Source organism: Flagellimonas sp. 2504JD4-2 (genome assembly GCF_053642935.1).
In genome coordinates, this window is sequence record NZ_JBSIOV010000002.1 from 981634 (window position 1) to 994585 (window position 12952).

Consider the following 12952-nt stretch of genomic DNA (forward strand, 5'->3'; position numbering starts at 1 on the left):
AATAACCTTTTCAACTAAAAAGCAGGGAAAAATCCCTGCTCTTCGGTTGGCATATTTAATTAGGAATCAATATCCAGGGTTTTGGTCTCCTGGACCAATCTCATCGTTTGAGTCTATTTCCACTTGTGGGATAGGCATTAAACGATGAACATCTGGATTATACCCCCTTTGCGAGCCATCATCAGCTAATTGCAATTCTTGATTATCGAGATTCCATCGCACCAAATCATCAAATCGATGTTGTTCAGCGCACAGCTCCACCATGCGCTCATGTACAATGGCGTTGAATACCCCTTCAGGAGTGTCTACTGGGTAGCCCGCATCATCCATTTCTTGGGTCCCATACAAGGGCATTTCCACTCTTGCCCTTATCTGATTTAAATAGTTTATAGCCCCGGCATCATTTCCCAGTCTGTGCTCAACTTCTGCCTGCATTAATATGACATCGGCATATCGTAAAATTCTTGCGTTGGTGTCTCCATTTTGAGTGACGCTTTCGTTCTCATACAATTGCGAAAATTTATACCAAATAATACTGCTGCCAGTCCATGTAAATTCTCCTGTAGGACCATGGGCACCTCCAGGCATCAGGATAGCAGATTCAAACCTTGGGTCGTCATCTTCAAACTCATTGATCATTTTTGTGGACGGTCTGGCATTGCCCCAACCAGCATATTCTTGCGCATGAAAAATCACTTCTGAAACCCCTAGGCCAGTTTGTGACCATAAATCAGATTCATCAACATCTCCTGAAAAACTTACCTCGAACATTGACTCATCGTTATGTTCTCCAGATTCATTAAAGTTGTCATTATAATCTTCCAATGGCAGCAAACTATAATCTGTAATTTGTTCGAATGTCGTCTTGGCCAAAGCAAATTCTTCCTGAAACAGGTATACCTTGCCCAACAAGGCCAAAGCCGCTCCTTTTGTAGCTCTTCCCCTTTCAGTTGCATCCTTGGAATAAAGTAATTCTGAAGCAGCTTGTAAATCATTTATGATTGCAGCATATATTTCATCGGCAGTACTTCTTGGAGTACCAGTAGGCGTTTCTTGTATTTCGAGCAATAAGGGAACTCCCCCATATCTTTTGACCAAAAAGAAGTAATAAAGACCTCGTAAAAATCTCGCCTGGCCCACGGCATCGTTGATGTCCGCCGCACTAAAATCTGAAGTGCCCAGCCTTTCTTCCATAACTTCCTGATTGTCTATCACATAATTGCAAGCTGCAATACCATTGTAACAATTTGTCCAGTATGATGATGTCTGAACCAACGATGCGGTCATTCTAAACTGGTATGAAGGAATGAAGTTGGGGTCTGTAGAGGTTGTCATCTCGTCAGAAAAGGTATCAGGCAAAATATATCCATACCGCTGATAAAGACCTGAGTTCTGTAATTGGGCGTATCCCGCATTTGCAGCCGCCTCGATTTGGGCCAGACTTTCAAAGAAAGTTGCCTGAGAAAGTTCGTTCGTATTTGTTACCGATACTTCATCATCACAGGACATTGTCAACAGAAATAATCCTGCGAAATACATAAGTGTTTTGTTCAATAATTTTTTCATGGCGTTTTTTTAAAATTCAATTTGTAATCCGGCCAAAAAGGTAGTGGGCTGTGGGGCTCTTCCTCTATCTACATTTAACCCCACAATCAAACCTGAGCCATCATAGAAGGGCTCTATTTCGGGGTCTAGTCCAGAATACTTGGTCAGTGTGAGTAAATTTTGTGACTGAACATATAGTCTAACCTTGCTCAACAATCCTTTTGATATGTCATCCAAAACATCTTGGGGCAGTGAATACCCCAAGGTCACGTTTCTTAACCTTGCGAAAGAGGCGTCATCAATATATCTAGTCGATATTCGGTTATTTGGGTTGTTTCCTTCGAATCTGAACCTTGGGACATCGGTAATATCACCGGGATTTTGCCATCTCCTCAGCACTTCCACTCCATGATTGACGACATTTTCCTGCCCCTGTAAGAACCATGTGTTGGCATTTAAGGCGTCCGCTCCGTACATCCCGTTGATCAGCGCGCTAAAATCCCAATTTTTGTAAGAGGCGTTCAAATTAAGGGCATATGTAAAGTCAGGCGTTGGATCTCCGATGACCACACGGTCCTCATCTGTAATATCTCCATCTCCATTGACATCGGTATACCTAACATCACCAGGCTGCACAATATAGGTTGACCCAGAATTGGAATCCAAATTGTCCGCACCTATATGGTCTATTATTTCTTGTTCGTCCGAGTAAACTCCTTCAAACTCATATCCAAAGAAATGAAACAGGGGTTCATTAGGTGCAATTCTCGTCAATAATTCCGAGAATGGGGGGTTAAAACCGGCTTGCAAGATCTGGTCTACCACTCCCAATGAAGTTACTTTACTTTTGGCCGTGGAGAGGTTTGCCGATGCACTCCATTGAAAATCTCCTTCGTAATCATTGTAACCTACGGTAAACTCAAACCCAGTTACCTCAACATCTCCCACATTTTTAAACAAGATTCCACCAGAAGCACTGTTTCCAGGAATACCCGAAGAAGGCGGCTGCGGTTCACCTACAATCAATCCATCACTACCATTGATAAAATATTCTGCTGAAAGTGTGTATTTATTGTTCTGCAATCCCAAATCAAATCCATAATTCTGCTTTATGGCCTCTTCCCATGTCAAATCAAAATTATTTCCACCGTTCAACGATACACCATCAACGAGTTCCCCATCAATCACATAGTTAAAACGTGTGGACAGGGTCCCTTCAAATACATTCACCGACGAATTTCTAGCTACTTTGTTATTTCCCGTAACCCCATAGCTGGCCCTTAATTTTAAATTGTTGATAAAGGAATCTTCCATAAACGACTCATTGGAAACAATCCAACCTGCCGATGCTGCAGGGAACCAACCTACTTGTCTTCCAGGGGCAAAAATGGATGATTTGTCCCTTCTCAAAGACAACTGCAACAGGTATCGATTATCAAAATCATAATTGATACGACCCAAGTAGGAAATCAAATTATCGTTAATGGTAAAACTGCTGGCGATACCATTGTTGAGTTCAGGAATTTCCGATGATAATGTGGTCTGCAGCGAACCGGTAGAAACTTCATCTTTTATGGTCTGCCTTTCGGAAACCAAAGTAAGGTTCAAATTGTGTTTCCCAATAGATTTATTATAATTCAAGGTATTTGTGAATACACTGGAGGTTCTATTGCGCCTCGCCTTGAATATGCTGGTAAAATCCTGGTTGAATTGCCCTGTTGTTTGAAAGGCTCTTGAAATGTTGTCTTGAAGATTAAAGAACATATCCACCCCATATTGTGACCTGATGGTAAGCCCTTCCATCAATTCAAACTCTGCATATAAGCCTCCGATTAAACTTGTATGCCTGTTTAAATTGTCTTCCCTATCCTGAACCAGTACCTGGTTTCTTGAATTATTGATATCCTGACCATCCGGACTGGTAAAAACACCGTTTTCGTCCCGTACAGGAAGGTAGGGTGCAGATGCTATCACATTATATAATGGTTCACGACCCCCGCTAATTTGTGGCGCGATGGTTTTTGTATGGCCAAATGCCAATGTCTCCCCGACTTTGAAATTTTTAAAAATTTCGGCATCACTGGCTATATTGAAGGTATATCGTTGAAAGTTTGTATCGATATAAATTCCATCTTGATCAAATGTTGACAAGCCAAAACTGAAGTTGCTTTTTTCCGAGCCGCCGGAAACATTAAAATCATAACTGGTCATTGCAGCTGACCTGAACAACTCCTCTTGCCAATCCGTATCCACTCCATTTCCATCAAAATCTGGATCATTGGCTATTCTTGGAACAACAACTCCCCCTCCATCGGATTGCGCTGAAATTTCCCTTATAAATTGTACATATTGCTCGGTATTCAATAAATCATATCTTTTGTTGGACTGCTGAAACCCAGAGTATACGTTGAACTTAAAGGAGGTTTTTCCTGCCAGCCCCCGATTGGTGGTAATAATTATTACACCATTGGATCCCCTAGAACCGTATATGGCGGTTGCGGCTGCGTCCTTTAATACATCTACCTTGGCAATACTGGAAGGATTTATGCTATTAATACTTTCAGTAAACACTCCATCAACAACAAAGAGCGGGCTTCCGTCCCCGAAAGTGCTCAATCCACGGATTCTGATCGCCGTATTACCTCCTGGCGAGCCCGAGTTGATAACCGTTATACCTGCCGCGCGCCCCTGTAAGGTCTGGGCAATATCGGCAGCGGGTATTTCACTTATTTGATCTCCTTTGACCGAAGCAATTGCGGTTGTCAATGTTGATTTTTTCTGTGTACCGTAACCTACGACGACCACCTCATCCAATAATGCTGCATTTTCGCTCAATGTCACATTAATAACAGTGCTTTGGCCTACAGTACGTTCCTCTGGGCTGAATCCTACATAACTAAAGACTAAAACAGATGTTTCCGTTAATCCGGCTATTTCATAATTGCCATCAAAATCTGCGACAACACCATTGTTGGTCCCTTTCTCCAGTACCGTGGCACCGGCAAGCGGAACGCCATCGGCATCGCTTACATTACCTGTAACTTTTTGGCCATACGTAACCATACCAAAAAGCAGTAATAAAAGCGTTGCAAGTTCTTTGATTTTCATAAAGTCAGTTAAATATTAAGTTAGATTTGAAATTCAATAAATGACCAAAACGGTATAGGCCATTTTAAAGGAGCTAAAGATATTTTAGCACTGGTTCCGGGTTTAGAACAAATGATGTAATGCTGTAAAAAATGATGCAAAATGTATGGGCAGGTACTGAATCAGACCCTCAAACACAATGAATTACCAATTTTCCTTGGGTAAGCACCCAAATTCTTTTTTGAAGCATTTGGTGAAATATGAAGGGGAGGTAAAGCCAACTTTAAATGCTACTTCGCTAACATTATAATTGTTCTCTGATGACAATAATTTTTTGGCTTCCTCCAAACGGATTTTCCTAAGGAATTCGATTGCGGTCATTCCCGTAAGTGACTTTATTTTTCTGTACAGCTGGCTTCGGCTCAAATATAAGTCCGATGCCAATTGATCTACGCTAAGATCTGGGTCTTCAATATTTTTATGGATAAAATGAAGAACCTTGGCAATAAACCGGTTGTCCATTGCTGTGGTAGCATTGGGTTTTTCCAAAGTTTTATTCTGATGATATTTATCGAACAATATTTTCCGGCTCAAAAGCAATTGAGCTATTGTGGCACGCAATACATCAATATGAAAGGGTTTGTTCAAATAAGCATCGGCTCCAGAATCCAGACCCTTTATCTTGTCTTCCACCATAGCTCTCGCCGTTAGCATAAGCAAGGGAATGTGACTGGTTTTTATATCGGCCTTGATTTTTTTGCACAGATCCAAACCATTCAGTTCTGGCATAATGACGTCGGTTATGATCAAATCTGGTTGATGCTCGAGAGCAAGCTCTAATCCCACTCTACCGTTGGGAGCTACAAGGGTATTAAATAGCTCATCCAGTTCTATTCGCAAATAATTTTGAAGCTCTATATTGTCTTCAACAATCAAAATGGTCTTCGTTTTCTTGTCTATGGGAAGGCTATCTTTTACACTTTCAACCGTTACAGGATCAGGGACAAATTCACTATTCACCACACCCAAATTTGATTTAGGTATTTCCTGAGCAATTTCCTCTTTTTTAAAGTGTTGTTTGCCCAAAGGAAGGGTCACAATAAATTTGGAACCCTTGCCCAACTCACTTTCCACTTCTATGGTGCCATGATGAAGTTCAACAAAACTTTTTACCATTTCAAGACCAATTCCCGAACTACCGTAATAAGTGTTGTTCATTGAATCTACTTGATAGAACCTTTTAAAAATCTGGGCATGGTCCCCTTCAGCTATTCCATAACCGGTATCCTTGACCGAAATCGCAAAGCTATTAGCTTCTTGTTGAGCAGTGCTGCAACTCCGTGAAAGATTTACCTTCACCTCTATCTGGCCACCTTCTGGTGTCATCTTAAAAGCATTGGAAACAATATTGAAGAGTATCTTCTCCATCATACTGGAATCAACCCAAGCTAAGAGTTCTTCCTGTTCAACATCGTAATCCAAATTAATTTTTCTATGCTCAGCCTCCTCAAGGAAGTGGGACAGCACATTTTTTACTACTTCAACAATATCAACTTGGTTTACACTCAAAAAAACGTTGTTGGATTGTAGTTTTCTAAAATCCATCAATTCATTGATCAATCTGGAAAGTCTGTCAGAATTTCGTTTTATCGTGAGCAATTTTCGCTTTGCGCGGGGAAAAGACCCAAGTTTATTATGGTTTAGTAGATCTTCAATTGGGTTCATGATCAAGGTAAGTGGCGTTCTGAACTCATGAGAAATATTGGTGAAAAATTGAAACTTTGCTTCGTGCAGCTCCTTCTCTTGTTTTATTTTTTCTCTTTTCAATAAATTCAATTGCTTCCGTCTCAATTTCTCTTTAAAGAAAAATGTCAAAAAGGTCAGCAGACCCGAAATGGCAAGAACATATATGGTATAGGCCCATCTGGACTTCCACCATGGTGGTAATATCTCGATTTTAAGGGTCAATGGATCTTCGTTCCATACACCATCATGATTGGCTACTTTTACCTTAAAAGTGTAATCTCCGGGCTCCAAATTTGTGTAGGTCACGCTTCTAGACCCTCCTACGTTGCTCCATTGGTGATCAAAACCTTCCAACATGTAGGCGTATTGGTTTTTTTCAGCACGTGTATGTCCGGCCCCAACATATTCCAGAGTAAAAACTGATTGTTTATGTGTTAGTGTGACCTCTCTTGTTTGGGAAATTACCCTAGATAAAGGCGAACCTTCATCATCTATGGATACACTTTTATTAAACAATTTGAAATCTGTAAAGTATAGGTGGGGTTTGTTGGTGTTGAAAGCCAAATGCTGTGGGTCCACAAAATTGATTCCGGAGTAACTTCCAAAATAGATTTTTCCTTCATTACACACTTCAATGGCCGCTTTATTGAAATAATTGGTCGTTAATCCATCCTTAGTGCCAAAATTGGCGGATGTATTCAATTCAAGGTCTATTTTGGTAATTCCTGATTTTCCTCCAATCCATAGGGTTCCGTCATCGCCTTGAATTATTGAATTTATGGTGTTCTCCTTAAGCTTATACCGTGCATTACATGAAGAAAAAACATCATCTTCAAAATTGTACTTAAATAATCCTGCTCCATCAGTACCAATAAAAACGTCGTTCTTGGCCTGATACAGAGATGATATTCGATGTAAACTGGGGTGGTCAGCGGAAACTTCTGTAAGCTCATTCTTTAGGCTTTTCACTTGAAAACCAGATTCCTCGTTCTGGATTACCTTAAAAAGACCGCTCGATGTCCCCAACCATATTGCATTGGTTTTGTCGACCATAATGGTCATGATATCATGGTCCATAATACCTAAATCCTCAAAAGGTTTTGAGTCACAATGGACTATTCTTCGTTCTTCGGGATCAAAGTAAAAAAGCCCCTTTAAAAAGGATGCAATCCAAATCTTGCCCTGATTGTCCTCAGCGAAACCCCTGATGGTGTTGGTTTTTAATACTCCTTTTGTATTGGAGCTCGTATAGTTCAAGAACCTTTTTCTGTTTTTGTCCAACAGGTAGATTCCGTTCTCCCATGTTCCTATCCATATATTCCCCCTGCTATCCGCAAAAATGTTCTCAGCTCTGATGCCAGGGTGCAGCCCAGGGTAAATGTCGTCCATTGCACCCGTTAAATGGGTTATCTCCCTTGTAATGGGGTCATAAATATCCACTCCTCCATCAAGGCTTATCCATAAATTGCCAGATTTGTCCTTATCCAAACCCGTAACGGAGTTGGACAGCAAGGAGTTCTTATCATTAATAATTTTTTCCAAAGATCCAAATTTGGTGCTATGCTTATCATGAACATCCATACCAGCACCATAATGGCCCAACCATAACCTATCCTCATTGTCCATATATAGGGACCATATGGAATTTGAACTTATTCCTTTGGAATCATAATCACTGTAGGTATATTTTTCAACGGAACTCCCGTCTTCTTCCATTACGATCAACCCATCATTTTCGGTTCCGAGTAAAACGGTTCCCTTACTATTCAATATTGAAAAAATCTTCTTGTCCGTTACCGAGAATTTATCCATCCTGTAACCCCGTTCTGTTCTCGTAAGCCTAAAAAGGCCCTCATCTGCCGAACCTATCCAGAGATGGCTTCCAGCATCGGACATCAGACTTGCAATATTCAAATCGTCCGTTTCAGCCAATTCAGCGAATTCCGAAGATGCTCTGACCAATTGATTAGTACCATTCAATAAGTAGAGTCCTTCGTCGGTCCCGGTAAATATTTCATCTTCTATAACCTTACCAAAAGAAGTTATTATGGGTTCTTTGGACAATTGGGCCGCAAACTGGATTTTTTGGAGCTTATTGTCTCCGGGTGTATATCGTAAAGCTCCATATTCATAGGTCCCAAAGATAAAATCCCCGGATTCTTCCTGAATTACGCAGGTAAAATTGATGTGCTCCTGCAAGTCCAGTTCAGAACTAAATACTATTTTTTTAAAACGGTCTGTGTTTTTCTGGTACAAATGAAGTCCGGAATCGGTACCGACCCAGAGACGCCCTTCCCGGTCCAAAAAAGTAAAGTGAATCAGGTTACTCCCTATTTGAGAACCTCCATCAATACGATGTGCATAAGCTTTAAAATTAATCCCATCAAAGCTGTATAACCCTGAACCGAAAGTCCCTATCCAGGTTAGATTAGATTCGTCTTGAGCAATTGAGGAAATAGGGTCTCCTGTGGTAATTGATTCAATATTTTCAAAAACCAATCTATCTTTTTCCGACTGTGCTACACAAGTGCCCACAAACAGAAAAAAACACAGTACAACCAGGTGTCTTTTTTTTCTAAGCTTAGACATTTCAACTTTGTGGAGTTAAATAAAAATGGATTCCTACAATGACATTTTGGAAATACCTTGAGGAATTATTTTCATCTGTTAGATTTGGGTCCTATGCATGTAACCCACAAAATTTTAACCGTGTAAAGATAGACGCTCAGGTCAGAAACACAAAATCTCAACAGCTAATTGCATAATTTTAAGGATTTTAGCGATTTTCATTCGAGAATTCCCATCATTTTTGATTGCTTATTGACTACCTGTTTAATTAAATCACCAGCTACCATGATTGGTTTCAGAATGTCAAAAATTGCACTTCAAACCTCATGTTGCACTTCCAAATGCAATAATTCCATTTTTGGCCAAATCAACCCATTTTTAGTGACATAGCACAAATGGATGCTACATATTTTTCAGTTTTACATCATCCGTGATATGTATTGAGCAATTGCCCCGGCTAAATTTGAAAAGTCGAAATATCACAATTGCATGAACCGTCTCTTACAATTACAATTTATATTGATCCTTGTCCTCTCATGTGGTTCGGAATCCGTAAATATTACAACCGTTCCCCAAGATGAGATCATACAGGACGAGTCCAATGAATTTGATGACGGCACCATGAGGAATCTTTCCTCTTTCGATATCGTTTCAGAAATGAAAGCGGGTTGGAATTTGGGTAATAGTTTGGATGCAGAGGGGCCTGATGAAACGTTTTGGGGCAATCCCGTTACAACAAAGGCAATGATAGACGAGGTTTCCCGCCGAGGGTTCAATACCCTTAGAGTGCCCGTTACATGGCATTACCACCAGGGTCCCGCGCCCGATTATATTGTAGAAGAAAGCTGGCTAGATCGTGTTGAAGAAGTGGTCAATTATGGCAGAGCGAATAATATGTATGTCATTGTAAACGTCCACCATGATGACCCCTGGATCATCCCGACTTACGAAAAAGGAGACGAGGTTAAGGATAGACTATCCAAACTATGGACGCAGATTGCCAATAGATTTAAGAACTACAGTGACTATGTCATTTTTGAAACACTGAACGAGCCCAGATATGAAAACTCCCCTGAGGAGTGGACGGGAGGAACGGCAGAAGGAAGGGACATGGTAAACCAATACCATAAAGCAAGCCTCGATGCCATCAGAGCCACGGGCGGCAACAATAGTTTAAGACAAATCATGATTTCCACTTATGCAGCCAGCGCTATACAACAGGCCATGGATGCCCTGGTTGTTCCCAATGATGACGAAAGAACGATAATTTCAATTCATTCCTACTTCCCCTTTCCGTTCACCTTGGGAGGGACGGATAGCACGTGGGGAACGGATAGTGACAAATTCCTGTTAGACGCTGAAATGGACAGGATAAAAGAAAAATTCGCGGACAATGGCAAAGCGGTAATCTTGGGGGAATGGAGTTCCGGAAACCAAAACAACTTGGAAGATCGCTTGGCCCATGCCGCTTACTATGCCGAAGCTGCTGCAGAAAGGGGTTTTGCCACTATTTGGTGGGACAATGGCAACATTGGCGTTTCCAGAGATGGATTGGCCATTTTCAACCGGCGGACGCTAACGTGGCCATTTGGAGAAATAGCTGATACCATCATTGAAGCAACTAATTGAACATAACACAGTATAACTAACTTGATTCTTAACAATACCTACTTTATATGAAAACAAACATTTATAAAAAGATTATTTATTTCTTTAGCGCGATTTTACTTTTTGCCTCGTGTACAGAGGAGGAATTAACCGCTGTTCTTCAAGAAGGCCCTGCTCCAGAAATTAGTAGCAGACGGGCAAATTGAAATAGCCACCGACAACAGCGGTATTGTTACCGTGAGCCCGTCCGCGGAAGGTGCCTTCAAGTATATTGTGGACTTTGGAAATGGTGGAGCTACCGTAACCGTCGGAATAAATGGTTCAACAACCAATACTTATTCAGAAGAAGGAAATTACACCGTCACCATCACATATATAGCGCCAAATGGAAAAGAAACCCAAGAGCAGTACGATATTTTTGTTGAACTTACAGCGCTTATCAATTTTGAATCGGGAATAAGTGTTTCCGAAAACAATATTGCAGAGGTTACCTTTACGCCCCAAGCAGATAATGCCACGTCTTTTGAAATTAAATTTGGTGATACTGAAAACGAAGTGGCCACAACAATCGCAGCTGGTGAATCCATTACTCATTTGTATCCTGCATTCGACAACTATACGGCCACAATTACGGCTATCGGCCCTAATGATAAAACTGCGGAGATTACAGAAGATATAAATACCGGGGAAATCCCTGAGAGTTCTTGTCCTTTCCCTATTTCCGTCGACTTTGAAAATGAAGAGGCTTTTGAAGCATTTGGGGGCACCTCTTACGAAATAGTGGATAATCCAGACCTCTCCGGTGCAAATCCGGTAGCGTCCAAGGTCGGCGCCCTAACCAACGGAGGCAATCAGTATGAAGGATTTACCTATGTGTTCAGCCCTGCGGCAGATTTCAGTGTAGACGACAAAGTCGTAAAACTAAAGTTCTGGTCCGATGTAGCAGTCTCTATAAGGTTGGACATGAACGGTGACAACACAGGAGAACGCTCCGTGGAGGTGTCCGTCACCCACAGCGGAAGTGGCTGGGAAGAACTTTCCTTTGATTACAACAATGCGGTGAAAACGTGGATTGATGGAACCCAAGGTTTTGGGGAACCTTTGGTCCCTACCGGACAGTACGATAAACTAGCACTATTCATTGATGGTGCGGGAACCACTGCTGGTACTTTCTATATTGATGACATAGGATTCTGCGAAGATGATAGTGTGTCAGACTGCGATGCAGCATTTGCAACACCGGTTGATTTTGAAAGCGAAGAGGCCTTTGAAGCATTTGGGGGAACTTCTTATGAAATAGTGGACAATCCCGACCTCTCTGGTGCAAACTCTGAGGCATCCAAGGTTGGTGCCCTTACCAATGGAGGCAACCAATATGAAGGGTTTACCTATGAATTCAGTCCAGCTGCAGATTTTAGTGGGAACAACAAAGTGGTCAACTTAAAATTCTGGTCCGATGTTGCAGTCTCTATTCGGCTGGACATGAACGGCGACAATACAGGGGAACGCTCCATTGAGGTGTCAGTCACCCACAGTGGAAGTGGCTGGGAGGAGCTTTCCTTTGATTACAACAATGCGGTGAAAACCTGGATTGATGGAACCCAAGGTTTTGGCGAACCTTTGGTCCCTACCGGACAGTACGACAAACTAGCATTGTTCATTGACGGGGCAGGAACCACTGCAGGCACCTTTTATATTGATGACATAGGGTTTTGTGCTGATGCTAGCGGGAACGATTCCGATGCAATATCCAATTTTGATGCCCCAATAGATTTTGAAAATGAGGAAGCCTTCGAAGCCTTTGGGGGAACCTCTTACGAAATAGTGGACAATCCCGATCTCTCAGGTGCAAACTCGGAGGCATCCAAAGTAGGTGCCCTTACCAATGGTGGTAACCAGTACGAAGGGTTTACCTATGAATTCAGCCCAGCGGCCGACTTCAGCGGTGACAATAAAGTGGTCAGACTAAAGTTATGGTCAGATGTGGCTGTATCTATTCGGCTGGATATGAACGGCGACAATACCGGGGAACGCTCCGTTGAGGTGTCGGTAACCCACAGTGGAAGCGGTTGGGAGGAGCTTTCCTTTGATTACAACAATGCGGTAAAAACCTATATAGATGGAACCCAAGGTTTTGGGGAACCCATGGTTCCTACAGGACTGTACGACAAACTGGCCCTGTTCATTGATGGCGCGGGGACTACTTCAGGTACTTTCTATATTGATGATATCAATTAACTAGCAGTTTTATTCATGTTTACTATGAGGTCGTCTAGGAAATATTTCCTAGGCGATTTCATTTTGATAATATTTCCTAATCCTCTACATAAGAAGAAAAATCGAAGTCCCAGTCAGTTAACTACGGGCCAAAAGTTCTGAAAATCAATGAACCCTGATA

At 41.7% G+C, this 12952-nt stretch carries 5 protein-coding genes; 2 read left to right on the forward strand and 3 right to left on the reverse strand.

All coding sequences use genetic code 11. From position 1 onward, the window contains the following. Positions 1-66: 66 nt before the first annotated feature. The 3 genes from ACULLH_RS11110 to ACULLH_RS11120 form a co-directional block, all read right to left on the reverse strand. A complete protein-coding gene (locus ACULLH_RS11110; RefSeq protein ID WP_454088805.1) occupies positions 67-1566 on the reverse strand; it encodes a RagB/SusD family nutrient uptake outer membrane protein in 1500 nt (499 codons plus the stop codon). A gap of 9 nt (positions 1567-1575) precedes the next feature. Beyond that, on the reverse strand, positions 1576-4653 hold the full coding sequence (locus tag ACULLH_RS11115) for a SusC/RagA family TonB-linked outer membrane protein (RefSeq protein ID WP_454088806.1): 3078 nt from the start codon (positions 4651-4653) through the stop codon (positions 1576-1578). A gap of 183 nt (positions 4654-4836) precedes the next feature. After that, positions 4837-8967 carry a hybrid sensor histidine kinase/response regulator transcription factor gene (locus tag ACULLH_RS11120; protein ID WP_454088807.1) on the reverse strand — a complete coding sequence of 1377 codons (4131 nt, stop codon included), beginning with the start codon at positions 8965-8967 and terminating at the stop codon, positions 4837-4839. 468 nt (positions 8968-9435) lie between these two features. Between ACULLH_RS11120 and ACULLH_RS11125 the strand changes: the two genes are divergently transcribed. Both ACULLH_RS11125 and ACULLH_RS11130 read left to right on the forward strand, forming a co-directional pair. Then, positions 9436-10575 carry a glycoside hydrolase family 5 protein gene (locus ACULLH_RS11125; protein WP_454088808.1) on the forward strand — a complete coding sequence of 380 codons (1140 nt, stop codon included), beginning with the start codon at positions 9436-9438 and terminating at the stop codon, positions 10573-10575. Positions 10576-10791: 216 nt separating this feature from the next. Further along, positions 10792-12792, forward strand: coding sequence for a hypothetical protein (locus ACULLH_RS11130; protein WP_454088809.1), 2001 nt, complete (start codon positions 10792-10794; stop codon positions 12790-12792). Positions 12793-12952 lie beyond the last annotated feature (160 nt).

Coding starts and splice junctions, on each gene's coding strand:
- ACULLH_RS11120 (WP_454088807.1), bottom strand. CDS start 8,967: ATGTCTAAGCTTAGAAAAAAAAGACACCTGGTTGTACTGTGTTTTTTT.
- ACULLH_RS11115 (WP_454088806.1), bottom strand. CDS start 4,653: ATGAAAATCAAAGAACTTGCAACGCTTTTATTACTGCTTTTTGGTATG.
- ACULLH_RS11110 (WP_454088805.1), bottom strand. CDS start 1,566: ATGAAAAAATTATTGAACAAAACACTTATGTATTTCGCAGGATTATTT.
- ACULLH_RS11125 (WP_454088808.1), top strand. CDS start 9,436: ATGAACCGTCTCTTACAATTACAATTTATATTGATCCTTGTCCTCTCA.